Genomic DNA, 23,926 nt, shown 5'->3' with positions numbered 1-23,926 from the left:
CTCCTGACGTTGGGTGTGGGACGGTCAGTCCTCTTTCACATGGGCGATGCGCTTGGCCAGCTTTTTCTTCCCCTCAATGTCCCCCTGGCGGGCGATCATAACCCGCTGGGCCTGGGGAGAACCGGCCCCGTGGAGGGACTCGGTGCGGTAGCCCACGGCGCCGGAACCCAGGGAGAGGTTTTCGATGAGGCGGAGAATCCGCATGCGGTTTTCCGCGGTGGTGCCGGTGCCGTTCTTCATGTATTTGGCCACCCAGGGACCGGTGAATTCCCCCCGGAGGTCGGCCTCGGACAGGCAGGTGCCCACGCTGCCGCCGGCCAGGTCCTCGGCGATGCGGGCCATCTCATAGGGGAAGCGGGTGACGTTCTGCTTACAGACGTTGGCCAGGAGCAGGTCGATAAGGTAGTTGCCGGAGGCGGTTTTGGTCCCCTCGGCGGAGCAGGCGATGCCGCAGGAATACATGGTCTCGTTGAGGTGAATCATCTCAATGAGCTTATCCTTGACGTGGCTGGCCTTGGCTACACCGTTGTAGTCGGCGGCCACGGCGGAAGCGCCGATGAGCACATCCCCCACGCCCACCTTGCAGCCGCCGTAGCTCTGGCGGTGGTAGCCGGCAAACCGCTCCACCATCATGGTGGCAAACTCGGTCTCCCCGTTGAGGTAGATGTTTTCGTTGGGGATGAACACGTCGTCAAAGACCACCAGCAGCTCCACCCCGCCGTACTGGGCGTTGCCCACGTCGATGTCGGTGTTCTCCAGCTTCCGGGTGTCGCAGCTCTGGCGGCCGACGATCATGAACAGTCCCTCGGCGTCGGCGGGGGCGGAGAAGGAGACGGCGTAGTCCTTGTCATCGGGCCCCATGGCCTGGGTGGGCATCACCAGGACCTGGTGGGAATTGCACATGCCCGTCTGATGGGCTTTGGCCCCCCGGACCACGATGCCGTCGGGACGCCGCTCCACCACGTGGAGGAACATGTCCGGGTCCTCCTGCTTGTGGGGGGGCAGGGACCGGTCGCCCTTGGGGTCGGTCATGGCGCCGTCAATGGTCCAGTCCTTGGTCTGGGCCTCGGCCACAAACTTGCGGAAGTTTTCGTGGTAGCTGGTGCCGTGCTTCTGGTCAATTTCGTACGTGGTGCTGTACACGGCGTTGATGGCGTCCATCCCCACGCAGCGCTGGAAACATGCCGCAGTGACCTGGCCCAGCAGGCGCTGCATCTTGACCTTGTTGACCAGGTCCTCGGTGGACTGGTGGATGTGGGTGAACCGGTTGATGGTCTCTCCGGTGAGATGGGAGGTGGCGGTCATCAGCGCCTTATAATTGGGACCCTGGGCCAGATCATAGGTCATCCGAACGGAGTTGACCGAGGGGCGGAGGATGGGATCGTCCACGGGGTTTTCCACCCGCTTGCCGAACATGTAGACCCGCAGCTTCATGGCCCGCAGGCTCTCAACGTATTCTTTTCCAGTCATCATTGCCATAGTATTTCGTCCTTTCCGTGTTTTGAGATGTGGTTCTCCTAAAGGTGCAAGAATGTATTTGTCAGCGAAGGAGGTGAAATTGCCTTCGCCTATCAATACAAGCAATTATCGTGCCAACTATGGGCAAAAAAGAAAACCAGGCAAAAAAACAGGATAAAAATTTGAAAAAAGAACGGAAAAAGGAAACTCCCCTGGGGCCGGATCAAAGAGAGACCGAGCCACAGGGGAGTTCTTTTGTGACGAAACACAGAGAGAAACCAGGGGCGGGAGGCTATTCTGTTTTGAAAATAAAACACGCCGCAAAACTGAAACACTGGGATCGCCGGGGGAAGGTGTTTTAGAAATGAATCAGTCGGGGAGCAGGCGGCGCTGTGCCTGGTATTTTTTCTTTCGGCGGAGGAGGGTGGCCGGGTCCATTTGGAGCCGGCGGGCCGCAGCCCGGAGGGAGCCCGCCTCCGCCAGGGCCTGGGCGATGAGGGCGGCCTCAAACCGCTCCACCTGGGCCTGGAGGCTCTCTTCCGTAAGAGGGGGACATTCCGGTGCGGGGGCTGGGGACTGGGGGTGTTGGGGCTCTACCCCGTAGGTGGGGGAGATGGTTTTGGGGGTGTGGAGACTGCCGTTGTCCAAAATGGCCAGGTCCTCAGCCTGGATTTCCTCTCCGTCGCTCATAATAAAGGCCCGTTCCATGACGTTGCGCAGTTCCCGGACGTTGCCGGGCCAAGGGTATTGGAGCAGGGTGGCCTCCGCCCCGACGGTAAGGGATTTTTTGTGCTCGTAGGTCTGGTTGAGTTCCTCGATGACGGAGGCGGCCAGTTTGGGGATGTCCAGCTTTCTCTCCCGCAGAGGGGGCACCCAGACGGGAAAGACGCTCAGACGGTAGTAGAGGTCCTCCCGGAAGGCGCCTTCGGTGACGCACTTTTGCAGGTCTCGGTTGGTGGCGGCGATGACCCGGACGTCAATGGGAATGGGCTTGCTGCCCCCCACCCGGGTGATCTCTTTTTCCTGGAGAACCCGAAGGAGCTTGGTCTGGGTGGCCAGGGAGAGCTCACCTACTTCGTCCAGGAAAATGGTGCCCTCGTGGGCCACCTCGAAGAGGCCGGGTTTGCCCTCTCGGTTGGCACCGGTGAAGGCACCCCGCTCATAGCCGAAGAGCTCACTTTCCGCCAGGCTTTCCGGGATGGCGCCGCAGTTGACCCGGATGAAGTTTTTTCGGGCCCGAGGGGAGTTCTGGTGGATGTAGGAGGCAATCCGTTCCTTGCCGGTGCCCGTCTCCCCCTGGATGAGGACCACCGTGTCCAGCTGGGCGGCCCGGCCCACGATGCGCAGGAGGTTCAGGGTGGCCGGGTCCTCCGCCACCAGCTGGGGGGTGTGGAGGAGCTGGTCCCGGATGACCGCGATCTCCTGCTGATAGCGGGCGGAGAGGCGGCGTTGGTGGTCCAAGGTCTCCTGGAGGGCGATGAGCTCAGAGATGTCCCGGACGTTGGTGACCACCAGGCAAATCTGGTCTGTTTGGTCGTAAATGGGGGTGCTGGTGACCACCGCCCGCTTGCCGGTGGTGAAGGTCTGGTTGATGGTGACCGCCTGGCCCTGCGCCAGGGCCTCCAGGGTGGCGGAGTGGGAGATGGTGCCCCGGCGGACCAGTTCCCCCATGGGGACCCCCAGGACCTCCTGGGCGGTTAGGCCGGAGATGACCTCGTAGGAGTGGTTGCACCAGATGGGGCGGGCCTGGGCATCGGTGACGAAAATGCCGTCAAAGGAGCTCTCCAAAATGGCAATGAGACGGGGCAGGGGGTCAAGTTGTTCTGCGGAGAAGGGGAGGGGAAGGGATTGGGGGAGATAGACGCGATTTCGTTTCATGGTTTCACCTCGAGTTCAGGATAGCAAATAGGGGGAGGGGTGTCAAATGGAACCTGGGGAAGCGGCGGGGCGGCCGGGAAACATCGGCCTTGGGAAAGAAAATTTGAAAAATTTTTTGATTTTTTGAAAAAGGGTGTACGAAAACGTCCCCCTCAAGGGGGTGTTTTCCCATAGGGTGAGGAGGGATGACAGTGGGAAAACGAACGGTGAACCGCCGAGCTGTGCTGGAGCAGATGATGGCCCTGGCGGCGGGGGCGGCCAACGACGTGGTGAAGCTGGCCTATTTGACCCAGGAGCAGACCCAGGAGATTGACACGTTGGACTTGGGGTGCCTGACGGAGTTTAAGCGGAACAGCAGCGGGGCGGTGGAGGTGAAGCTCACCGACCGGGCGGCGGTACTGGAAAAGCTGCTGGAGCAGCTGAAGGACGAGGAGAACCGGGGCGCGGCGGCCTTTTTAGAGGCGCTGGACCGGCCCCAGGCACCGGAGGGGATGTGCTCCCGGCGATGAGGCTGTGCTTTTCCGAAAAGCAGAAGCGGGTGCTTCGGTGGTGGAATCGGGGCTCTCCGGACGCGGGAAAGGATGCCATCCTCTGTGATGGGGCGGTGCGCAGCGGGAAGACCTTGTGCCTGGGCCTCTCCTTTGTCCTGTGGAGCATGACCCGATTCCAGCGGCAGCAGTTTGCGCTGTGCGGAAAGACCACGGAGTCTGTGCGGCGGAATCTGCTGTCCAGCGTGCTGCCGGTTTTGGAGGGCCTGGGGTTTACCTGGGAGGAGAAACTCTCCCGGAATTGGATGAAGATCCGGTGCGGCGGGGTGGAGAACACCTATTTCCTCTTCGGCGGGAAGGATGAGGGGAGCGCGGCGCTGATCCAAGGGGTGACCCTGGCGGGGGTGCTGCTGGACGAGGTGGCGCTGATGCCCCGCTCCTTTGTGGAGCAGGCCTGTGCCCGGTGCTCTGTGACGGGGGCAAAATTCTGGTTCTCCTGCAACCCGGCGGGGCCGGGGCACTGGTTTTATCGGGAGTGGATCTGCAAGGCCCAGGCGCGGAACCTGCTCCACCTGCGGTTCTTTATGGAGGACAACCCCACTCTGTCCCAGGAAACCCGGCAGCGGTATGAGCGGACCTTTCAGGGGGCCTTTTACCGGCGGTTTGTGCTGGGGGAGTGGACTGCGGCGGAAGGGCTGGTCTATGACTTCTTTGAGGAGAGCATGGTGCGGTCGGCACCGGCGGAACCAGCGGACCGGTGGGTGATCTCCTGTGACTATGGGACGGTCAACCCCACCTCCATGGGACTGTGGGGAAAGTGGGGCGGGGTGTGGTACCGGGTGCAAGAGTATTATTACGACGCCCGGGCGGCCCGGCGGCAGCAGACCGACCAGGAGTACGCCCAGCGGCTGCGGGAGCTGGCCGGCGGGCGGGAGATTGAGGCGGTGGTGGTGGACCCCTCAGCGGCCTCCTTTTTGGAGGTGCTGCGGCGGGAGGGCTGGCACGTGAGAAAGGCCGACAATGAGGTGCTCTCCGGCATCCGGCAGACGGCGGACGCCCTGAAGCAGGGGAAGATTGTCATTTGTCCCCCCTGCACCGACGCCATTCGGGAGTTTGCCTCCTATTGCTGGGACCTGTCCGCCGGGGACCGGGACCGGGTGCGGAAGGAATTTGACCACGCCATGGATGAGATCCGGTATTTCGTGGCCACAGTGGTGGCGCCGGAGGAGGGAGAGGACCTCTTTTTTGCCGGATATGTGGAGCGGCACGTTTGAAAGCAGATAGGAGAGGAGTGTGTCATGGGATTTTGGAGAGGAAGAGGAAAGGAACCCCCGGAGAAGCCGGCACCGGTTCAGCTGCGGCCGGCGGACCGGCATCCCTTTTCCCTGATCGATGGATATGTGCCCCTGCACCAGCCGGAGTTTTCCCTGTACCGGGCCATTCGGGAGGCGGTGCCGGTGGTGGACGCGGCGGTGCTGAAGCTGGTCCGGCTGGCCGGCGGCGTGGGGGTGACCTGCCAGGACAAGGAGGCAGAGCGGGCGCTGAACCACTTTCTCCGCACGGTGCCGGTGGGGTGGAATCAAAAGGGCATCCAGGCTTTCCTGGACAGCTACCTGGACTGCCTGCTCACCTGTGGACGGGCGGTGGGAGAGATTGTCCCCAGCCGGGATGGGCGGGACATTGCCGCTGTGCTGTGCGGGCGGGTGTCGGATGTCCAGGTTAAGGAGGGGGACTCCCCCCTGGAGGTTTTGCTGGCCCTGCGGCGGCCGGACGGCCGGACAGAGGTGCTGCCTCGCCAGGAGCTGCTGCTCTTTACCCCGTACCACCCCAGCCCGGAGCATCCGTACGGGGTGTCCCTGCTCCACAGCCTGCCCTTTTTGTCGGGGGTGCTGCTGAAAATCTATCAGACCCTGGGCGCCAACTGGGAACGGGCGGGCAATGTCCGCTTTGCCGTGGTGTACAAGCCGGGGGAAGAGGCGCTGGACCACCGGCGGGTGCAGGCGAGAAGCCAGCTGCTGGCCCAGCGGTGGGCAGAGGCCATGGAGAGCACCCGGTCCGGGGCTGTGCGGGACTTTGTGGCGGTGGGGGATGTGGAGATCAAGGTCATTGGCGCGGAGTGCGCCATCCCCGACTGCCAGGCACCGGTGCGGATGATTCTGGAGCAGCTGATCGCCCAGACGGGGATTCCTCCCTTCCTGCTGGGGCTGAACTGGTCCTCCACAGAGCGGATGAGCAGCCAGCAGGCGGACATTATGACCAGTGAGCTGGCCGCGCTGCGGCGGACCCTGACCCCGGTGGTGGAAAAGATCTGTACGCTGTGGCTGCGCATGCATGGAAAGGACTGCGCCTTCCAAGTGGAGTGGGAGGAAATTGACTTGCAGGATCAGGTGGAGGAGGCCCGGGCGGCCCTGTACCGGCAGCAGGCGGAACAGATGGCCCGGGAGAGCAGAGATCAGGAAAGACAACAGGAGAAGGAGGAAGCCTATGCAGACAGTGACCAAGGAGGCCCAGGCCCAGGGGAAAACAGCCCCCGTGGAGGAGGAGCTGGCCATCGTGAACCAGAGAAACGGCACCAGCCTGACGGCGGAGGAGGTCTATCTCTTTACCGTGCGCCTGTGCGATAACCAGACAGACCGGGACCAGGAATATTTCAGCCGGAAGGACTTGGAGCGGCTGGCAGAGTTGTTTGTGGGGAAGACGGGAATCTTTGACCACAACTGGAGCGCCCGGGACCAGCGGGCCCGGATTTATCGGACAGAGTTGGTGGAGGAACCGGGGGTGCGCTCTGAGGCGGGGGAGCCGGGGTGCTACCTGAAAGGGTATGCGTACATGCTGCGGACCCAGGAGAACGAGGGGCTGATTGCGGAGATCGCAGGGGGCATCAAGAAGGAGGTCAGCGTCAGCTGCGCGGTCTCCCGGTGTGTGTGCTCCATCTGCGGCCATGACATCCATGACCGGGGGCTGTGCAGCCATGTGAAGGGGAGAACCTATGAGGGCAAACGCTGCATTGCACGGCTGGCAGACCCCACCGACGCCTTTGAGTGGTCCTTTGTGGCGGTTCCCGCCCAGCCCAGAGCTGGGGTGGTCAAAGGCTTCCGGGAAGCGGGCACGTTGGAACAGCTGCTGTCGAGTCTGGACCAAGAGGGCCCCTGGCGGGAGGAACTGAAGGCCCTGCGGCGGCAGGCGGAGATGGGGCGGCGATACCTGGACGGGCTGCGGCAGGAGACGGTCCGGCTGGGTCTTTTGGCAGAGGAGGGCCTGGGGGGTGAGACCCTGCGGGCCATTGCCGACAGGCTGGAAGAGCCGGAGCTGGAACGGCTGCGGGCCTGCTATGCCCGGCGGCTGGAGGAAAAGCTGCCCATGCCGGTGCAGCTGCGGTACGACGGGGGAGAGACGGGCCCAGAGGCAAACGACGGGTCCTTTGTGATCTGAAGAAAGGGAGGAGAACAGCATGAGTGTGGAGTTTGGCGGCATGGGAAGCATGGTGGTAACCATGAAGGCGGTAGCGGTGACCACCGGAGGCATCGCGGGAATGGACGGCAATGACACCGTGCGCAACGCCAACGGCGGCGTGGCGCCGGTGGGCGTGGTGCTGAACAAACGGAACAATCACGCCGCGGTGCAAATCCGGGGATATGTCCGGGTGAAGTACAGCGGGTCCCCCGCCCCGGTGCTGGGGTGGAACCGGCTGGTGACCGACGGAGCCGGGGGCCTGCGCCCGGAACAGACCGGGGAGACGGGCAGAGCCTGCCTGGTGGTGAACCTGAACACAGAGGAAAAAACCATGGGGTTGTTCCTGTGAGGCGTGAAAGGAGACGGGATGTATGGCATATCAGTTTGAGACGGTGAAGCTGGACAAGGGGATGTACAGCGAAGCGGGGCGGTCCTTTACCAAGGTGCTGGAGAAGTGTGACCCCTCGGAGCAGTACAAGGGGACGCCGCTGGAGCATTTGGATGCCTTTCAGCGGCAGCTGAAACGGTTTGACATTAAGGTGAAGGGGGCGGACTCCGATGTGGTGTCCAAGTTCTTTGCCAGCTGGGAATCGGCGGTGCTTTTCCCGGAATATGTGGCCCGGGCGGTGCGACAGGGAATGGAGGAGAACAATATTCTGCCCCTGATGACAGCGGCGGAAACCCGGATCAGCGGGATGGATTACCGTTCCATCGCCTCCACCCCCACGGAGGAGGAGAAATCCCTGAAAATGGTGGCGGAGGGGGCGATGATCCCGGAGACCCGGGTGAGCGCCCAGGAAAACCTGGTGAAGCTGCACAAGCGGGGCCGGATGCTGGTGGCCTCCTATGAGGCCATCCAGTTCCAGCGGCTGGATTTGTTCTCGGTCACCCTGCGGCAGATCGGCGCCTACATCAACCGGATGCATGTGGCCGACGCCATTGACGTGATTTGCAACGGGGACGGCAACAAGAACGGCGCCGATCAGTACACCGTGGGGACCAAGCCCATCGCCGGGACAGCGGGGACCCTGAGCTATGACGCGCTGGTGGACTTTTGGAGTCAGTTTGACCCCTATACCATGAATACCCTGCTGGTGGGCGACGCCATGGCCCAAATCCTCAAGCTGGAGGAGATGCAGGACAGCACGGCGGGGCTGGCCTTCCAGGGAACGGGAAAGCTGGTAACCCCCATGGGGGCCACCCTGCTCCGAAGCAGCGCGGTGCCCTCCGGGACCATCATTGGTTTGGACAGGCAGTATGCCTTAGAGCTGGTCCGGGGCAGTGAGGTGCTGGTGGAGTATGACAAGCTCATTGACCGGCAGCTGGAGCGGGCGGCCATCACCTCGATTTCTGGATTTGCCAAGGTGTTTCAGCCGGCCTCTAAGGTGCTTCAGATCGGGACAGCGGGGGAAGAAGGATGATTTCTCGGCAGGCAGTGTTGGAGGTGGCCCTGTGCTTTGCCGGACGGGAACTGACGGATGGAGAGGAGAACGTCCTCTCCATCCTGTGCGGCGGCGCGTTGGAGCAGTGGCTGGGGCGCCTACGGGAGGATGTGACGGAAGAGGACTGCCAGGACCTATTGGTGGTGGCCAGTGCCTGGACGGCGCTGGCAGGAATGACAGGGGCTTTGGAGCAGAGTCAGCCCACGCCGCTGTCCTTTTCCGCCGGGGACCTGACGGTGCGGGCCCGGGAGGACCGGACGGGAGACGCCTGTGCCAGGAGCCTACAAAGCCAGGCGGAGCGGCTGATGGAGCCCTATGTACAGGACGGGTGTTTTGCCTTTTTGGAGGTGGAGGGATGAGCTTTGCCGGCAGTTTTCAAGCCATTGCGGCCCGGTATGGCCAGACGGTGACCCTGTGGCGGGACGGAGAGATCGTGGGGACGGGGCGGGCGGTGCTGCGTCCTCTGCTGGGGGAGGCGCGGCAGTTTGTGCCCACGGATTTGGGCCTGCGCCGGCAGGAAATGGTGCTGTGCCTGGCAGAGGCAAGTCTTCCGCTGGAGGAACAACCGGGAGACTGGGTTTTGCAGCAGGGGGAGAGGTTCTATGGGGTGCGGAACGTGAGCGCCGTGGAGGCGGGACGGGAGCGGATCTATTGGCGGGCCGTTCTGGTCAGGCAGGAGGGAGATGTGACATGACGACGTTGGCCACGATTCGGCAGGCGATGACCGCATTTCTGGCGGAGGCGGGCATTGAGGCCCTCTCCGCCTGGCCCAAGGAGGTCTGGAAGGGGCGGAAGACGCCGGTGGCGGTGGTACAGGTCAAGGAGGTGGAGGCCGGCGCGTCCGGCTTTCAGAACTATCTGGGGCAGACCTATGATCCGGCGGCCCGGCAATGGACCGAGCGGTATGGGCGGCGGATCACGGTGAAGTTTGGGGTGACCCTTTACAGCCCAGAGGCGGCAGGGGAGTCAGGCTGCCAGGCCCTGCTGGAGCAGGTGGCACAGGCGCTGATGGAACGGGGACCGGCGGGATTCGCTGTGGAGAAGTGGTCCGCGGGGGAGACTGCCTTCGACCAGGCCAGCGGGATGTTCTGGGGCAAGCTCCAGGCGGTGTGCCGGGGCATGCTGGTGGCAGGAATGGAGGAGAGCGGAGAATTGGAGGGCTTTACGGTGAGAGGAGAGGTGACGCTGTGAGCAGTATGGTGACAACCCATGAACGGCCGGGGGTGTACTCGGTTTATGCGGCCTCGGCAGTGGTCAGTGGAGCGGCCCGCCGGGGGTGGGCTGCCGTGGCGGCCCGGAGCCAGGGGGGAACCCCGGGGAAACTGTATGATTTGGGCCGCTATGAGGAGGCGGAGACCACGTTTGGGAAAGAGGATGCTCTGACCGCGCTGGTGAAGCTCCTCATGGCCAACGGGGCGGCCCGGGTGCTGGCGGTTCCAGTGGAAGAGGAGGCGGACTATCCGGCGGCCTTTGCGCTGTTGGGAGAACAGGAGTCGGTCAAGGTGGTGGTCTGCGACAGCCAGACGCTGTCTGTCCAGCAGGCGCTGCGGGACCAGGTGCTGGCGGATGCCCAGGTCCGTCGGGAGCGGATCGCGGTGGTGCCTGGCGGGGCGGAGGAATCCGTCAGTCAGCTGGTGGCCCGGGCCAAGGAACTCAACAGCGAGCGGGTGGTGCTGGTGGCACCGGGGATATCGGAAGAGGCAGGCGGTGCGCTGGTGGCGGCGGCGGTGGCCGGGGCCATCTGTGGAGAGGGAGACCCCGCCCTTCCCCTGGGCGGCGTGGAGCTGCGGGGGATTCCCGGCCTGGCGCTCCGCTATGGGGAGAGTGAACTGGACACGCTGCTCCAGGGGGGTGTGACCCCGGTGGAGCTGGCGGGCGGCGTGTGTTCGGTGGTCCGCGGCGTGACCACTCGGACCACCACCGGAGGCGTTTCCGACAGCACATGGCGGGAGCTGACCACAATTTTGGTGGTGGACGATGTCATCCCCGGGGTGAGAAATGCCCTGCGGGCCAAGTTTCCCCGGGCCAAAAACACGGCCCAGACCCGGGGGGCGGTACGCTCCCAGGTGATTTTGGAGCTGGAGCGGAAGCTGGCCTCGGAGATCATCACGGGGTATGGAGAGGTTACCGTCCAGCCGCTGGAGGAGGCGCCCACGGTGTGCCTGGTGACCTTTTCCTTTACGGTGGCCCATGGACTCAATCAGATCTGGCTGAGCGCCCAGATCACCGTGTGACAGGGGGGGTTAGGATATGGCGGCAAATTTGATTCCCACCAGCAGTGACATCTATCTGGAGGTGGATGGGAAAAAAGTGGCGGTGGTTCAGAGCTATACGGCCCAGTCCACCAAGTCCAGCACCACGGTGGAGGCCTTTGGAGAACGAGAACCGGTGGCCACAATTCCGGGACAGAGCCGGCATGTGTTGGAGCTCACCCGAATCTATGCCACGGATGAGGCTTTGGCAGACGGGATTCATTTCCATGACCTGGAGGATTTCAGTCTGGTGATCTGCAAGCCGGACCGGCGGGTGATTTACAGCGGGTGTCAGTGGAGCAAGATTGGAGAGAGCGGCACGCTGGGCGCCGCTGTGGTGGAAAAGGTCACGGTAATGGCGGGGAGGAGGATTGAGACAGCATTATGAAGAGCCCTGATTGGCTGCGAATTCTGACCGCCTCCCCCCGGCAGCGGCTGCCGGGCGGGGTCCAGCTGCGGCTGCTGACGGCCCAGGAGGTTCTGGAGGCCCGGCGGGAGGCGACAGCGCTGGCGGGGGAGGACAGAGACCGGGCGCTGTGCTCCAACGCCTGCCTGGTGGCCCGGGCGGTGGTTCGCCGGGGGCGTCCGGTGTATGGGTCCGGGGAGGAGGTTCTGCACAGGCTGACGGTGGGCCAGGTGGAAACTCTGGCCCGCCGGTGGATGGCGTTTTACCAGGAGGAGGGTCTGGGGACCGGACTGGAGAGGAGCCGGCTGGACCAGCTAAAAAAAGCCTGGAGCACATGCCGCGGCAGCGCCTTCGGTGGCATGTGCTCAAATGTTTTGGGGCGCTGCCGACGGAGGAACGGGCCAAGGCGATGAGGGAGGAGGACTACCTGTGGTGCGCGGTCAACCTTCTGTTGGATGAAGAGGAAGTGGCCCGTCAGCTGTGCCCTCAGTGCCGGGAGGCGGCGGAGAGGGCCCGGTGCCCGGTGTGCGGCCGGGAGACGGGAGAGATGGTCCGGGAGGAGAATCCCACCTTTGACTGGGCCCGGTTTCAGGCATTGAAGGAGGGGGCCTGTGATTGATTATTTGGAGACCCTGTTGGCGGAAGAGGAGGAGTGGGAATCTGCGTTGGGACTGCCCCGTTGGCCGAGGAGAGGGAGAGAAAACGAATTTCTCCCGGAAGACAGGGAACGGGAGACGGCTCCGGCACCAGACGCAGGACAGCGTGGGGCTGCTGCGGAGGCGTGGAGTCTGGAGGAACGCCGGCGGACCGGGGGAGAGGATGTGCTGGAGACCATAGAGCAGGCGGCGCAGGAGATGGTCAGCCTGACGGAACAAGTACGGCCCCGGCCGGAGGGGTGGTCGCTGTACGCGCAGCTGGGACAGGCCAGACAGATCGCCCAGGCGGCAATGGGAGGACGGGAAGTGACGCCTTTTGCGTTGACGGAATCCCTGGAGCAGAGAACGACAGCCGATTGGGGAGAATTGGACCGGGCGGTGCAGCGGGATGCCCGGCGGTATGACGGGGGATTTTTCCTCTATTGACTAGAGAGAAAGGAGACGGCAGGGTGGAACTGACGCCGATGCAGTATAAGAGCTATGTCTGGCCCCACAACCCGAGAACCTATACCATTCAGTATGTGCGAAAGGTGGCGGTTCACAAGGTGCCCTTTGGACGGTATGCCATGCAGGACCTGGGGCTGGGCCGGCGGGTGATGAAGGGAGAGGGGGAATTTTACGGGGCAGGCGCCTATGAGGAGTTTAAGAAGCTGGCCTCTGTGTTCTATCACAGCGGACCGGGGACCTTGATCCATCCTGTATGGCAGAGTGCCAAGGCGTACTTTGTGGACTTGACCCTGGCCCAAGAGCCAAGGCAGGACTATGTACGGTATACCTTCACGTTTTGGGAGGACAATGACCGGTACCGGGAGCAGCTGGAGCCTGTCCGTCCAGAGGCGGGAGGCGGCGGACAGACAGCGGGAGGGGAAGTGTCAGAGGCAGCGGTGTATCACACGGTGGTCTCGGGGGAGACCCTGTGGGGCATTGCGCGGGCCTGGGGCATGACCCTGGGGGAACTGTTGGTGTTGAATCCGCAGATCAAGAATCCCAATGTGATCCAGCCGGGACAGCGTCTGCGGGTGAGGGGGTGAGGGAATGGAATGGACCATGCTTTGCTATGACGGGACGGAGTACACCTTGCCCACGCCGGTGGCCTGGCGGCTGAACTATGGGCTTGGCACCCCTTGTGACAGCGTTTGGGTGAAGACGCTGTGGTCGGCGGGGCAGGAGAGCCGGCTGGCCGATGGAACCCGGCTGCGGGTGACCGAGAAGGGGGAGACGCTGTTTTTCGGGGTGATTGACGAATGTGAAACCCAGTGGTCTCCGGCTGGATGTGTGGCAGAGATCACAGGGCGGGGGCTCCAGGCGCTGCTGCTGGACAATCAGGCGGAGGCGGCGGACTATGGACAGGCGACGCTGGCGGAAATTCTGCGGCGGTATGTCACCCCCTATGGAGTTGGACTGGAAAAAGCAGTGTCGCTGCCGGCGGTACAGGGCTTTTCGGTGGCTTCGGGGAGCAGCTGCTGGAAGGTCCTGTATACATTTGCCCGTTACTATGCAGGCGTGACACCGCGGTTTACCCGGGCGGGGAAGCTGGCGCTCCACCCCTGGGAGGATAAAACCCCGGCGGCGCTGGATGAGACCGCGCCGGTGACGAGGGTGGTCCGGCGGGACCAGCGGTATGGGGTATTGTCCCAGGTCACGGTAAAAGATGTGACGGGGTGGACCCGGCAGACAGAGTTCAATGAGGACTTTCGGCGGCGGGGAGGCCAGTGCAGCCGGGTGATTTTGCTGCCTAAGGACACCGGCTTTCAGGCCCGGCGGTATCAGGCGAAGTTCCAGTTGGACCGGTCGGCGGCGGAGAGGCTGGTCATAGAAGTGACGGTGGCGCTGCCCTTTGCCGCCTGGCCAGGGGACCTGGTGCGGCTGACCCGAACGGGATGGAGCGGGAATGGAACGTATCGGGTGCGAGAGAGCCGGGTCTGCCTGGGGGAACTGGGGCATGAGACCACCCTGGTGCTGGGAGACCCTCAGGGGGTTTTATAAAGGAGAGAAAAGGAGGCAATCTCATGTGGATGGCAAGAGGACAGCAGGAAACCCGGCTGCAGGAGCCTGGGGCAGAATGGGGAGAAGTGACGTTATCCGGAGACACAGTGGGGGTGTCTCTGGCGGGGGAACGCCGGCGGGTTCGGGTTTGTCTGCCGGGCGGGTATCACTGGGTTCCTGACCGGGGAGAGACGGTGCTGGTGGTGAAGAGCGGGCCGGAGGAGGCCCCCTGCGTGGTGGGTGGCCAGGTGGAGGAAAGCATCCGGCCCGGAGAGGTGTGGATCTCCGTGGCGCCAGGCGCGGGGATTCGGCTGACGAAGGAGGGGACCATCCAGCTCCAGGGAAGGGTGGAGGTGGAGGGGTCGCTGTGGCTCCAGGGACAGGAGGTGAGGGGATGACGGTGACCCAGCTGCGGGAAGGGGATTACCGCCCCGATGGAGCGGGGGGCTTTGCCCTTGCCACGGGCGGGGCAGGGGTACTGGAGCGGGTTCTCTTTCTGCTCACAGCCCGTCGGGGCGGATTTCCCCTGCTGCCGGAGGTGGGCAGCCGACTGTATCTGCTGTCTCGGGCGCGGCCCTCGGCCCGGGGAGCACTGGGGGCCAGCTATGCCGCGGAGGCCCTGGCGGGGGAGGAAAACCTGCGGGTATTGGGTGCGGTTTGGACGGAGGAAACCCGGACGCTGACCGTGGAACTGGAGTGGCAGGGAGAACCCATGCAGGCGGTGCTGGACGCGGCGGCGCTGGGGTGGCAGGACAGGCAAGAGGACCGACAGGAGGCGGGAAGCATATGAAAACAGTGGAAGAAATTTACCGGGAGATGATGGATCGGTTTTCTCAGGAGACCGGAATGGAACCCAACGGCACGGGAGAGATGGCGGTGCGGATGTATGCCCTGGCGGCACAGGTCTATGGGCTCTATGAGGAGCTGGCCTGGACCTGCCGGCAGTGTTTTCCCCAGACGGCCACAGGGGAAGAACTGGAAAAACATGGGTTTCTGCGGGGGATTGCCCGAAACCCTGCCCGGCAGGCCAGTGGGACCCTCCGCTTCTCTGTCCAGGAGGCGGTGGAGGAGGATTTGGAGATTGCCCAAGGGACGGTGTGTATGACGGCGGGGCTGGTGGCTTTTGAGACCACCCAGGCCGGGGTGCTGCCTGCGGGGGAGCTATCTGTGGACCTCCCGGCCCAGGCGGTGGAACCCGGGCCGGGGGGCAATGTGTCCGCCGGGACGGTCCGCACCATGGCGGTGGCGCCGGTGGGGGTGGCCGCCTGTACCAATCCGGTCCCGTTTACAGGGGGGCGGGAGGAAGAAGGGGACGAGGAACTGCGGGCCCGGATTCTGGCCACTTACCAGCAGCTACCCAACGGCACCAATGGAGCCTACTATGCCCAGGAGGCCTTGGCGGTGGAGGGGGTGACCGCGGTGCGGGTTCTGCCCAAAAACCGGGGAATGGGTACGGTGGATGTGATCATTGCCGGGGTGGAGGGTCTGCCGGGGGAAGAGCTCCTCAGGCAGGTCCAGGAGCGGTTGGAGCAGAAGCGGGAGATCGCGGTGGACGTGGCGGTTTTGGCGCCGGAACCGGTGGCAGTACGGCTCATTCTCTCTGTTAAACCAAAGCCCGGACTGCTGCCTGGGCCGGTGATTGCCCGGGTACAGGAGGCCATGGAGACCTGGTTTGACGGAAGCATGCTGGGCCGGGACCTTCTTCTGGCACAGATTGGGCAGCGCATTTACCAGGTGGAGGGGGTTGACAACTACCGGATTGAAGGCCCGGCCAACGATGTGGTGGTGGCAGAAAACCAGCTGCCGGTGCTGGAGTCTGTCTCTGTGGAGGAACTGCGATGAGTCATGGACAGAACTTGCGGGATCTGCTGGCCCCGCTGGGGGTTTACCGATGGGAGGGCTCCTTCCAGTGGGGGGAACTCCAGAGCGAAGGGGAGGCGCTGGACCAGGTGGCGGAGCAGGTGGCCCTCCTCCAGCGGGAGATGAATCTGTACACGGCCCAGGCGGAAGGGCTGACAGGACTGCTGGAGCTGCTGGGACTGGAGCGCGCAGGGGAGACCTTGGAAGAACTGCGCCAGACGGTGGCCGCGCTGCTTCGCATTGGGGGGGACAGCTTTACCCTGGCGGCCATGAACGATACCCTCCGGGGCTGTGGAATCCCGGCCCAGGTGGAGGAGACGGAGGACCCGCTGGAGGTGGTGGTTTCCTTTCCCGGTGTGGAGGGGATCCCGGCGGGATTTGAGCAGACAAAGGCCCGGATTGAGGAGATTCTGCCCTGTCATCTCTTGGTGAAGTACCAATTTTCGGACAGCGTGTAACCCGTGTCGGTCTCCTGGGCGGCTGGGGAAAGAAATCCTGGAAGAGCAGGGCGCCGTTGGGAAGCGGGGAGTCTGCCGGGAGCGGGCGCATGGGCACACAAGCCATGGTGCCGAAGTCACAGACGGACCCTAAATTTTGTGCAATAATTTTCCCAGACAAGTCTTGACGGAGACAGTGCCCGGGTGCTATGATGTGGGTGCTGATTCGAAGGAAACACAATATCGTGTGTTTTTGTGATAGGAAAACCACAAGATGCTCCCGGCGGAGATGGGAGTTTGGATAAGAAGGAGAGACGCTCGATGACCACGGTACAACAGATTCGGAAGCGGGACGGAAGAGTGGTCCCCTTCCATGAGAATAAGATTGCAGACGCCATCAACAAGGCGTTTGAGGCCACCTATAAACCGGGCTATGAGGAGACCGCGGCCAAGCTGGCCCATGAGGTGGCCTCTGTGCTGGAGGTAGAAGGGGGAAACTGCCCCGATGTGGAACATATCCAGGATATCGTGGAACGGGTGCTGATGGACAATGGCTATGTTCAGACAGCCAAGGCGTATATCCTCTACCGCTCCGAGCGGAACCGGGCCCGGGAGATGAACACCCGCCTGATGAAAATTTACGAGGACATTACCTTCTCCTCCGCCAAGGACAGCGACATTAAGCGGGAGAACGCCAACATCGACGGAGACACTGCCATGGGCACTATGCTCAAGTACGGCAGCGAGGGGTCGAAGCAGTTCTATCAGATGTTTGTGATGAAGCCGGAGCATGCCCGGGCCCACACCAGCGGGGATATCCACATCCATGACATGGACTTTGCCCCTATGGGGACCACCACCTGTACCCAGATTGACCTGATTAAGCTCTTTGATGGGGGCTTCTCCACAGGGCACGGCACACTGCGGGAGCCCAACGACATTGCCTCTTATGCAGCCCTGGCCTGCATCGCCATTCAATCCAATCAGAACGACCAGCATGGCGGGCAAGCCATTGTGAACTTTGATTATTCCATGGCCATGGGAGTGCGGAAGACGTTCCAGCGGATTTATCGCCAGAATCTGGCTCGGGCGGTGATGCTGCTGGAGGATCGAACAGACCCTGAAAGCGAGATCAAGGCCAATATCCAGAAGATTAAGGAAGAGACCGGCCTGTATCCCAAGCTGGAGGACTGTGAGGAGTATTTCCAGGCGGAGATGCCCTTTTTGCTGGCCCATTACAGCCAGGATGAAGCGGAGATGCGCAAGTGCCAGGCCTTTGCCCATTATCGGGCCACCAAGGAGACCGACCGGGCGACCTATCAGGCCATGGAGGCCCTGATCCACAACTTGAACACCATGCACTCCCGGGCAGGGGCTCAGACGCCGTTCTCTTCGATTAACTATGGGATGGACACCACGCCGGAAGGCCGGATGGTGATGAAAAATATCATGCTGGCTACCGAGGCCGGCCTGGGCAATGGGGAGACCCCCATCTTCCCCATCCAGATTTTCCGGGTGAAGGACGGGGTCAACTACAATCCTGGGGAACCCAACTATGATCTGTTCCAACTGGCCATCCGCTGCTCGGCCAAGCGGCTCTTCCCCAATTTCTCCTTTATTGACGCGCCCTTCAATCTGCAATATTATAAAGAAGGACATCCGGAGACGGAAATTGCCTACATGGGCTGCCGGACGAGAGTCATTGGCAACGTGGTGGACCCGGAGCGGGAGATCTGCAACGGGCGGGGCAACCTGTCCTTTACCACCATTAACCTGCCCCGGCTGGGGATCAAGGCCAAGGGAGATATCAATACCTTCTTTGAGAGCTTGGATCACATGATGGACCTGTGCGTGGATCAGCTGCTGGAGCGGTTTGAGTTCCAGTGCCGGAAGAAGGTCAAGAACGCGCCCTTCCTGATGGGGCAGGGGGTTTGGATTGACTCGGATCAGCTGGACTGGGATGATGAGGTCCGGGAAGTGCTGAAGCACGGCACCCTGTCTGTGGGTTTCATTGGCCTGGCAGAGACCTTGAAGGCGCTCATTGGGGAGCACCACGGGGAGAGCGAGCGGGCCCGGGTGCTGGGCCTGGAGATCATCGGACACATGCGGGCCCGGATGGATGAGGAGAGCAGAAAGCGCAACCTGAATTTCTCCCTGCTGGCCACGCCCGCGGAAGGACTGTCGGGCCGGTTTGTCAAGATCGACAAGGAGAAGTACGGCGTCATGGAGGGGATTACCGACCGGGATTACTACACCAATTCGTTCCATGTGCCGGTGTACTACCCCATCTCCGCATATGACAAGATTGCTATTGAGGCGCCTTATCACGCCCTGACCAACGCCGGTCACATCAGTTATATTGAGATGGACGGAGACCCCACGGAGAACTTGGACGCCTTTGAACGGGTTATCCGGTGTATGAAAGAGAAGGGAATCGGCTACGGTTCGGTCAACCATCCGGTGGACCGGGACCCGGTGTGTGGATTCTCTGGGATCATCGGGGACCAGTGCCCTGGCTGCGGACGCCATGAGGACGACGGCGTGCCCTTTGAGCGGATCCGTCGGATCACCGGTTACTTGGTGGGGACCCTGGATCGGTTTAACAACGCCAAGCGGGCGGAGGAACATGATCGGGTGAAGCATCACGTGTGAGATTTCTGCCCAAGGCGGTATATGACATACAATTTGAAAGAAATCATGCAAAAAGAGACTTGAAGTTTTCAAGTCTCTTTTTCACTTGCAAGTTTTTTTGCAAAGGTTGTGAGAAAAGGAACAAAAGAGAGACGAAAAGCCTGGGAAAATGTCAGATTTTTAGGGGAAAGTATACAAAAACTTTTGGCCAGTCGTGGAATTGGGCTTGCAAATCGTGTGCCAGGGGACTATAATTTAACCGATAATGTTTTGCACGCCACGGGGAAAATGAAAGATAAGATAAAAAAACTGTAAAGATGATAAACGAAATCCCCGTCAATCAAAGGAGTGAAAATAATGACCGAGTTCAAGTCAGGTGTTGACCTATCCCTGATGGAAGGCGTACTGCGCCAATATCAGGAGGATGCCACCAGTCTGATCATGATTCTCCAGCAGGCCCAGTCGATTTATGGCTATCTGCCTCAGGAGGTCATCTACCATGTGGCCCAGCGCACGGGCAACAGCCCGGCCAAAGTGATGGGAGTAGCCACCTTTTACAGCTATTTCCGCTTGCAGCCCATGGGGACGTATCAGATCATGCTCTGTGATGGGACGGCCTGCCATGTCAACGGATCAGAACGCATTCGGACCGCTATTACCCAGGAACTGGGAATCCACAATGGGGAGACCACGGAAGACGGAATGTTTACCCTCAACGAGGTGGCCTGTCTGGGCTGCTGCTCCCTGGCCCCGGTGATGATGATTAACGGCGATACCTATGGGAATCTTACCCCGGAGAAAACCATTAAGATTCTCCGCCAGTTGCGCCAGCGGGAAGCGGGCAATGGCATCCGTATCCTGGTGGGGCAGGGCAGCTGCGGGGTTTCCGCCGGCGCGGCCCGGGTGGCCAAAGTGCTTGCCGGCCACATGACCGCCACCGACAGCTTTACCGTGGAGACCACGGGCTGCATCGGTATGTGCTATTTGGAACCCATCGTGGATATTTACGAGGGAGAGCAGCTGCTCCACCGCCTGGTGCGGGTCACGGAGACCGACGCGCTGGGGATCGTGGAAGCGGTGCGGAAAAAGGATTTTTCCAAGCTGGAGGCCATGTTCATCAGTGATGAGGACGCCCGGTTCCTGAAAAAACAGAAGCGCGTGGCCCTGCGAAACTGCGGCGTGGTGGACCCCACCAGCATTGACGACTACATCAACCATGCCGGTTACCAGGCCCTGGACAAAGCCCTGAAGATGAAGCCGGAAGAGGTGATCGAGGAGATCAAGGTCTCCGGGCTGGCAGGCCGCGGCGGAGCGGGCTTCCCCACCTGGTTTAAGTGGGACGCCGCCCGGAAGGCGGAAGGGGAGCAGAAGCATCTCATCTGCAACGCCGACGAGGGCGATCCCGGCGCGTTTATGGACCGGGCGGTGATTGAGTCCGACCCCCATACCCTGATCGAAGGCATGCTCATCGGCGCCTATGCCATTGGGGCCAGCGACATGTATGTATATATCCGGGCGGAGTACCCTCTGGCGGTGGAGCGGCTGAGTCAGGCCATTGAACAGGCCCGTAGCCGCGGCCTGCTGGGGAAGAATATCTTGGGCACGGACTTTTCCTGTGACCTGAACATCAAAATTGGCGCCGGCGCTTTCGTGTGCGGTGAGGAGACCGCCCTGATTGAATCCATGGAGGGCAAGCGAGGCATGCCCCGGCTGAAGCCGCCCTTCCCGGCCCAGAGCGGCTATCTGAATGAGCCCTCCAATATCAACAACGTGGAGACTTTTGCCAACGTTGCCTGGATCATTCAACATGGCGGGACGGCCTTTGCGGCCATGGGCACGGAGAACTCCAAAGGCACCAAGGTCTTTGCTCTCACCGGCAAAGTCCAGCGGGGCGGCCTGGTGGAGGTTCCCATGGGGAACTCGCTCAAGGATGTTATTTTTGACATTGCCGGCGGCATTAAGGACGGCCGGGCCTACAAAGCGGTGCAGATGGGCGGTCCCTCCGGCGGCTGTATCCCCGCGGCCTTGATGGATACCCCCATTGACTATAAGGCACTGTCGGCCACTGGCGCGATCATGGGCTCCGGCGGCATGGTGGTGATGGATGACAGCACCTGTATGGTGAACATCGCCCGTTTCTTCCTGGACTTTACCGCCCGGGAATCCTGCGGCAAGTGCGTCCCCTGCCGGATTGGCACCACCCGCATGATGGAGATCCTCAACCGAATCTGCGAAGGGGAAGGACAAGAGGGGGACATCGAGCTGCTGGAAGAGCTGTGCGTCAGCATCAAGGATGGTGCGCTGTGTGGCCTGGGCCAGACCGCGCCCAACCCGGTCTTGACCACCATTCGGTATTTCCGGGAGGAGTATGAGGCCCACATCCGGGATAAGAAATGTCCCGCCCATGAATGTTCGGCGCTGCTGACCATCTCCATTGACCCGGCCAAATGTACCGGCTGCACTGTCTGCGCCCGGAAGTGCCCGGTGGAGTGCATCAGCGGGACCCGGAAAGAGCCCCATGTCATTGACCAGTCGGCTTGTATCAAGTGCAAGCAGTGCGTCAGCTCCTGTAAGTTTGGCGCCATTGTGGTGGACTAAGAAGGGAGGGGCATAGAATGAAAACGAGAATTAAAGTCATTATTAACGGTAAGATTTGTACTGGCAGAGCTGGTCAAACCCTCCTGGAAATCGCCCAGAACAACGGCATTGAGATCCCGAACCTCTGCCACAACGGAGAACTCAAGCATTACGGCGGCTGCAGCCTCTGTGTGGTGGAAGCGGAGGGAAGCCCCAAACTTCTGCGGGCCTGTTCCACGGTGGCGCAGGATGGCCAGGTGATCTATACAGAATCGGAGCGGGTGGTTCGGACCCGGAAAACCAGCATTGAGCTGCTCATGAGTGACCACGACGGCGACTGCCGGGGTCCCTGTGTGCTCAACTGCCCCGCCAGCGTCAATGCCCAGGGATATGTCCAGGCCATTGCCCGGGGGGATGACAAGGAAGCCGTGCGGATCATCAAGGAGCGCCTGCCCATGCCTGCCTGCATTGGGCGGGTTTGTCCCCATCCCTGTGAGGATGGCTGCCGGCGCCAGATGGTAGAGGAGTCGATCTCCATTGCCTACTTGAAATATTTTGCGGCGGATCGGGTGATCCAAGCCGGCGGGTATCTTCCGCCCAAAGCGGCGGCCACCGGCAAACGTGTGGGAATCATCGGTGGCGGCCCAGGCGGCTTGACCGCGGCCTACTACCTGTCCTTAAAAGGGCACCGGGTGACCGTTGTGGACGCGATGCCCCAGATGGGCGGAATGCTTCGGTACGGAATCCCGGAATACCGGCTGCCCAAACGGGTGCTGGACGAGGAGGTTGCGGAGATTGCCTCCCTGGGTGTGGAGATGAAGAACAATTTCCGCATCGGCAGGGATGTGACCTTTGAGGAATTTAAGAACAGCTATGACGCGGTGGTTTTGGCCATTGGCGCGTGGGAGAGTATGCCCATCGGCTGTCCTGGGGAAGAGTTGGACGGCGTGATGGGAGGCATTGACTTCCTGCGCCAGGTAGCCATGGGGGAGAAGCCCGCCATTGGCGACCAGGTGGCTGTGGTGGGCGGCGGCAACACCGCCATGGATGCCTGCCGGACTGCGGTCCGCCTGGGGGCGAAGGAGGTCTATGTGGTCTACCGCCGGACAGAGGCGGAGATGCCTGCGGAACAGCTGGAAATTGACGAGGCCCGGGAAGAGGGCGTGATCTATAAATTCTTGACCAACCCCGCGGAGATTATCGGGGAAAATGGCCGGGTCAAGGAGATCAAGCTCCAAGTGATGGAACTGGGCGAGCCCGATGAAAGCGGCCGCCGCCGTCCGGTGCCTGTGGAAGGGAAGTTTGAAACCCTGCCGGTTACCTGTGTCATCAGCGCCATTGGACAAAAGGCCAACGTGGCGGGCTTTGAGGGGATTGAACTCAACCGGAAAGGCATTATTTCGGCGGATGAGACCAGTTATCGGACCTCTATGCCAGGGGTTTTCGCTGTGGGAGATGCCACAAACCAAGGGGCGTCCATTGCCATTGAGGCCATTGGCGAGGCCCGCCGCTGCGCCAAGGTGGTGGACCTGTACCTCAACGGCATGCAGGTACCCTATCAGAAGACCTATCTCTCGGTGAAGAAGGTGTCTCCTGAATACTTTGCCGATTATATCAAGCTGCCCCGGGCCAAGATGCCCACCCGTCCCCCGGAGGAGCGGAAGCACGACTTTCAGGAGATCAATCTGGGCTTCTCCGAGGCCCAGGCCCGGGCGGAAGCGGCCCGCTGTCTGGACTGCGGCTGCCATGATTTTGCCGAATGTAAGCTGATCCGCTGTGCCAATCTGTACGAGCTTCAGCCAGAACGGATTGAGCGGATCAAAGGCAATGGGAAGGGAAAGCTCCATCCCAGCTATAAGGAAAAACGCTTGGTGGCCATTGAACGGGACCAAGGCAAGTGTATCCTGTGCGGCCAGTGTGTCAGAATGTGTGACGAGGTGGTGGGAAAGGGAATCCTCGGCTTGGTAGGCCGCGGTTTTGATACTACCATCCGACCTGAGTTCCAGCAGAGCAACGTGATCCGGGAGTGCGTTGACTGCCTCAAGTGTGCAGAAGCGTGTCCCACAGGGGCTCTTCGGATTCGGGAGAACGAGTTGGAAGAGTGATTGGTCCTTCGTAGAAAGACACCCCCAACGCGGAAAACCAAATTTTCCGCGTTGGGGGTTTTTGTTGCGAGTGATGTTTTTATGGTGGGAGTTCCGTGTAAAATCCGTGGGAAATTGCGGAGCGAAGCATTGCGGGGCAAGGAGTTCCCCCAGAAGAAGGTTCTGAGCCTGGTGCTCTGTGTGGCTGTGATGCTGTCTGTCATGGTCATGGGCGCCGGGGCGGCGTTCTCGGATCAGGACAAGATCGAGAACACCGAGGCCGTTGATGCGTGCTCTGCGCTGAACATCATCGGCGGG

The 23,926-nt window shown here is 61.6% G+C and carries 25 protein-coding genes; 23 read left to right on the top strand and 2 right to left on the bottom strand.

Features of this window, described 5'->3' with window-relative positions; all coding sequences use genetic code 11:
* Window positions 1-24: 24 nt before the first annotated feature.
* On the bottom strand, window positions 25-1,479 hold the full coding sequence (locus DV520_RS04415; RefSeq protein ID WP_117141918.1) for a 4-hydroxyphenylacetate 3-hydroxylase family protein: 1,455 nt from the start codon (window positions 1,477-1,479) through the stop codon (window positions 25-27).
* Between the two features lie 348 nt (window positions 1,480-1,827).
* Complete coding sequence (locus DV520_RS04405) at window positions 1,828-3,336, bottom strand: sigma-54 interaction domain-containing protein (RefSeq protein WP_117141916.1); 1,509 nt, start codon at window positions 3,334-3,336, stop codon at window positions 1,828-1,830.
* Window positions 3,337-3,527: 191 nt separating this feature from the next.
* On the opposite strand from DV520_RS04405, the gene DV520_RS04400 reads away from it, so the two are divergent.
* The 23 genes from DV520_RS04400 to DV520_RS04290 all read left to right on the top strand — a co-directional run bounded on the left by DV520_RS04400 (window position 3,528) and on the right by DV520_RS04290 (window position 23,629).
* On the top strand, window positions 3,528-3,845 hold the full coding sequence (locus DV520_RS04400) for a hypothetical protein (protein ID WP_021920480.1): 318 nt from the start codon (window positions 3,528-3,530) through the stop codon (window positions 3,843-3,845).
* Window positions 3,842-5,098 (top strand): PBSX family phage terminase large subunit, encoded by a 1,257-nt coding sequence (locus DV520_RS04395; RefSeq protein WP_117141914.1) that lies wholly within the window; start codon window positions 3,842-3,844, stop codon window positions 5,096-5,098. The genes DV520_RS04400 and DV520_RS04395 overlap by 4 nt, the downstream gene beginning before the upstream one ends.
* 24 nt (window positions 5,099-5,122) lie before the next feature.
* Window positions 5,123-6,448, top strand: a complete 1,326-nt coding sequence (locus tag DV520_RS04390) for a phage portal protein (protein WP_117141913.1) — start codon at window positions 5,123-5,125, stop codon at window positions 6,446-6,448.
* Window positions 6,357-7,256: a hypothetical protein gene (locus tag DV520_RS04385; protein WP_242984652.1), complete on the top strand. Its 900-nt coding sequence runs from the start codon at window positions 6,357-6,359 to the stop codon at window positions 7,254-7,256. Before DV520_RS04390 ends, DV520_RS04385 begins: the two co-directional genes overlap by 92 nt.
* 19 nt (window positions 7,257-7,275) lie before the next feature.
* Entirely contained in the window at window positions 7,276-7,626 is a 351-nt protein-coding gene (locus DV520_RS04380; RefSeq protein WP_117141911.1) for a hypothetical protein, read from the top strand.
* A 22-nt stretch (window positions 7,627-7,648) separates the two neighbouring features.
* Window positions 7,649-8,698, top strand: coding sequence for a phage major capsid protein (locus tag DV520_RS04375; RefSeq protein ID WP_117141910.1), 1,050 nt, complete (start codon window positions 7,649-7,651; stop codon window positions 8,696-8,698).
* Window positions 8,695-9,078, top strand: coding sequence for a hypothetical protein (locus DV520_RS04370; protein ID WP_117141909.1), 384 nt, complete (start codon window positions 8,695-8,697; stop codon window positions 9,076-9,078). The genes DV520_RS04375 and DV520_RS04370 overlap by 4 nt, the downstream gene beginning before the upstream one ends.
* Window positions 9,075-9,413, top strand: a complete 339-nt coding sequence (locus tag DV520_RS04365; RefSeq protein WP_117141908.1) for a hypothetical protein — start codon at window positions 9,075-9,077, stop codon at window positions 9,411-9,413. The genes DV520_RS04370 and DV520_RS04365 overlap by 4 nt, the downstream gene beginning before the upstream one ends.
* Entirely contained in the window at window positions 9,410-9,910 is a 501-nt protein-coding gene (locus tag DV520_RS04360; RefSeq protein WP_117141907.1) for a hypothetical protein, read from the top strand. Before DV520_RS04365 ends, DV520_RS04360 begins: the two co-directional genes overlap by 4 nt.
* Before the next feature lie 5 nt (window positions 9,911-9,915).
* Entirely contained in the window at window positions 9,916-10,953 is a 1,038-nt protein-coding gene (locus tag DV520_RS04355; protein ID WP_117141975.1) for a phage tail sheath subtilisin-like domain-containing protein, read from the top strand.
* A gap of 16 nt (window positions 10,954-10,969) precedes the next feature.
* A complete protein-coding gene (locus DV520_RS04350) occupies window positions 10,970-11,359 on the top strand; it encodes a hypothetical protein (protein WP_117141906.1) in 390 nt (129 codons plus the stop codon).
* Window positions 11,356-11,790, top strand: coding sequence for a hypothetical protein (locus tag DV520_RS04345; protein WP_117141905.1), 435 nt, complete (start codon window positions 11,356-11,358; stop codon window positions 11,788-11,790). The genes DV520_RS04350 and DV520_RS04345 overlap by 4 nt, the downstream gene beginning before the upstream one ends.
* Window positions 11,787-11,996, top strand: a complete 210-nt coding sequence (locus tag DV520_RS04340) for a hypothetical protein (protein ID WP_021920491.1) — start codon at window positions 11,787-11,789, stop codon at window positions 11,994-11,996. The genes DV520_RS04345 and DV520_RS04340 overlap by 4 nt, the downstream gene beginning before the upstream one ends.
* A complete protein-coding gene (locus tag DV520_RS04335; protein WP_117141904.1) occupies window positions 11,989-12,459 on the top strand; it encodes a hypothetical protein in 471 nt (156 codons plus the stop codon). The genes DV520_RS04340 and DV520_RS04335 overlap by 8 nt, the downstream gene beginning before the upstream one ends.
* Before the next feature lie 23 nt (window positions 12,460-12,482).
* The gene (locus DV520_RS04330; protein WP_021920493.1) at window positions 12,483-13,064 is read left to right on the top strand and encodes a LysM peptidoglycan-binding domain-containing protein; all 582 of its coding nucleotides are present in this window, start codon (window positions 12,483-12,485) and stop codon (window positions 13,062-13,064) included.
* Between the two features lie 4 nt (window positions 13,065-13,068).
* The gene (locus DV520_RS04325; protein ID WP_117141902.1) at window positions 13,069-14,019 is read left to right on the top strand and encodes a hypothetical protein; all 951 of its coding nucleotides are present in this window, start codon (window positions 13,069-13,071) and stop codon (window positions 14,017-14,019) included.
* A 29-nt stretch (window positions 14,020-14,048) separates the two neighbouring features.
* Window positions 14,049-14,417: a hypothetical protein gene (locus DV520_RS04320; protein WP_242984646.1), complete on the top strand. Its 369-nt coding sequence runs from the start codon at window positions 14,049-14,051 to the stop codon at window positions 14,415-14,417.
* The gene (locus tag DV520_RS04315) at window positions 14,414-14,809 is read left to right on the top strand and encodes a hypothetical protein (RefSeq protein ID WP_187422454.1); all 396 of its coding nucleotides are present in this window, start codon (window positions 14,414-14,416) and stop codon (window positions 14,807-14,809) included. The genes DV520_RS04320 and DV520_RS04315 overlap by 4 nt, the downstream gene beginning before the upstream one ends.
* Window positions 14,806-15,861 carry a baseplate J/gp47 family protein gene (locus tag DV520_RS04310; protein WP_117141901.1) on the top strand — a complete coding sequence of 352 codons (1,056 nt, stop codon included), beginning with the start codon at window positions 14,806-14,808 and terminating at the stop codon, window positions 15,859-15,861. Before DV520_RS04315 ends, DV520_RS04310 begins: the two co-directional genes overlap by 4 nt.
* The gene (locus DV520_RS04305) at window positions 15,858-16,337 is read left to right on the top strand and encodes a DUF2313 domain-containing protein (protein ID WP_117141900.1); all 480 of its coding nucleotides are present in this window, start codon (window positions 15,858-15,860) and stop codon (window positions 16,335-16,337) included. The genes DV520_RS04310 and DV520_RS04305 overlap by 4 nt, the downstream gene beginning before the upstream one ends.
* Window positions 16,338-16,637: 300 nt before the next feature.
* Window positions 16,638-18,968, top strand: coding sequence for an anaerobic ribonucleoside triphosphate reductase (locus tag DV520_RS04300; RefSeq protein ID WP_117141899.1), 2,331 nt, complete (start codon window positions 16,638-16,640; stop codon window positions 18,966-18,968).
* Window positions 18,969-19,304: 336 nt separating this feature from the next.
* Window positions 19,305-21,545 (top strand): NADH-quinone oxidoreductase subunit NuoF, encoded by a 2,241-nt coding sequence (gene nuoF, locus DV520_RS04295; RefSeq protein WP_021920499.1) that lies wholly within the window; start codon window positions 19,305-19,307, stop codon window positions 21,543-21,545.
* 17 nt (window positions 21,546-21,562) lie between these two features.
* Window positions 21,563-23,629 carry an FAD-dependent oxidoreductase gene (locus DV520_RS04290; protein WP_117141898.1) on the top strand — a complete coding sequence of 689 codons (2,067 nt, stop codon included), beginning with the start codon at window positions 21,563-21,565 and terminating at the stop codon, window positions 23,627-23,629.
* Window positions 23,630-23,926 lie beyond the last annotated feature (297 nt).

Origin of the sequence: Evtepia gabavorous (assembly GCF_003425665.1) — a bacterium.
Taxonomy (GTDB): Bacteria; Bacillota; Clostridia; order Oscillospirales; family Oscillospiraceae; genus Evtepia; species Evtepia gabavorous.
Note: the sequence above shows the minus strand (reverse complement) of the source record. Positions and strands in the feature narration are given on the sequence as shown.

What these genes read in the sequence shown, in the direction of transcription:
- DV520_RS04415 (WP_117141918.1), bottom strand. Translation starts at nt 1,479, where the DNA reads ATGGCAATGATGACTGGAAAAGAATACGTTGAGAGCCTGCGGGCCATG.
- DV520_RS04405 (WP_117141916.1), bottom strand. Translation starts at nt 3,336, where the DNA reads ATGAAACGAAATCGCGTCTATCTCCCCCAATCCCTTCCCCTCCCCTTC.
- DV520_RS04395 (WP_117141914.1), top strand. Translation starts at nt 3,842, where the DNA reads ATGAGGCTGTGCTTTTCCGAAAAGCAGAAGCGGGTGCTTCGGTGGTGG.
- DV520_RS04390 (WP_117141913.1), top strand. Translation starts at nt 5,123, where the DNA reads ATGGGATTTTGGAGAGGAAGAGGAAAGGAACCCCCGGAGAAGCCGGCA.
- DV520_RS04380 (WP_117141911.1), top strand. Translation starts at nt 7,276, where the DNA reads ATGAGTGTGGAGTTTGGCGGCATGGGAAGCATGGTGGTAACCATGAAG.
- DV520_RS04375 (WP_117141910.1), top strand. Translation starts at nt 7,649, where the DNA reads ATGGCATATCAGTTTGAGACGGTGAAGCTGGACAAGGGGATGTACAGC.
- DV520_RS04370 (WP_117141909.1), top strand. Translation starts at nt 8,695, where the DNA reads ATGATTTCTCGGCAGGCAGTGTTGGAGGTGGCCCTGTGCTTTGCCGGA.
- DV520_RS04365 (WP_117141908.1), top strand. Translation starts at nt 9,075, where the DNA reads ATGAGCTTTGCCGGCAGTTTTCAAGCCATTGCGGCCCGGTATGGCCAG.
- DV520_RS04360 (WP_117141907.1), top strand. Translation starts at nt 9,410, where the DNA reads ATGACGACGTTGGCCACGATTCGGCAGGCGATGACCGCATTTCTGGCG.
- DV520_RS04355 (WP_117141975.1), top strand. Translation starts at nt 9,916, where the DNA reads ATGGTGACAACCCATGAACGGCCGGGGGTGTACTCGGTTTATGCGGCC.
- DV520_RS04350 (WP_117141906.1), top strand. Translation starts at nt 10,970, where the DNA reads ATGGCGGCAAATTTGATTCCCACCAGCAGTGACATCTATCTGGAGGTG.
- DV520_RS04345 (WP_117141905.1), top strand. Translation starts at nt 11,356, where the DNA reads ATGAAGAGCCCTGATTGGCTGCGAATTCTGACCGCCTCCCCCCGGCAG.
- DV520_RS04340 (WP_021920491.1), top strand. Translation starts at nt 11,787, where the DNA reads ATGAGGGAGGAGGACTACCTGTGGTGCGCGGTCAACCTTCTGTTGGAT.
- DV520_RS04325 (WP_117141902.1), top strand. Translation starts at nt 13,069, where the DNA reads ATGGAATGGACCATGCTTTGCTATGACGGGACGGAGTACACCTTGCCC.
- DV520_RS04320 (WP_242984646.1), top strand. Translation starts at nt 14,049, where the DNA reads ATGGCAAGAGGACAGCAGGAAACCCGGCTGCAGGAGCCTGGGGCAGAA.
- DV520_RS04315 (WP_187422454.1), top strand. Translation starts at nt 14,414, where the DNA reads ATGACGGTGACCCAGCTGCGGGAAGGGGATTACCGCCCCGATGGAGCG.
- DV520_RS04310 (WP_117141901.1), top strand. Translation starts at nt 14,806, where the DNA reads ATGAAAACAGTGGAAGAAATTTACCGGGAGATGATGGATCGGTTTTCT.
- DV520_RS04305 (WP_117141900.1), top strand. Translation starts at nt 15,858, where the DNA reads ATGAGTCATGGACAGAACTTGCGGGATCTGCTGGCCCCGCTGGGGGTT.
- DV520_RS04300 (WP_117141899.1), top strand. Translation starts at nt 16,638, where the DNA reads ATGACCACGGTACAACAGATTCGGAAGCGGGACGGAAGAGTGGTCCCC.
- nuoF (WP_021920499.1), top strand. Translation starts at nt 19,305, where the DNA reads ATGACCGAGTTCAAGTCAGGTGTTGACCTATCCCTGATGGAAGGCGTA.
- DV520_RS04290 (WP_117141898.1), top strand. Translation starts at nt 21,563, where the DNA reads ATGAAAACGAGAATTAAAGTCATTATTAACGGTAAGATTTGTACTGGC.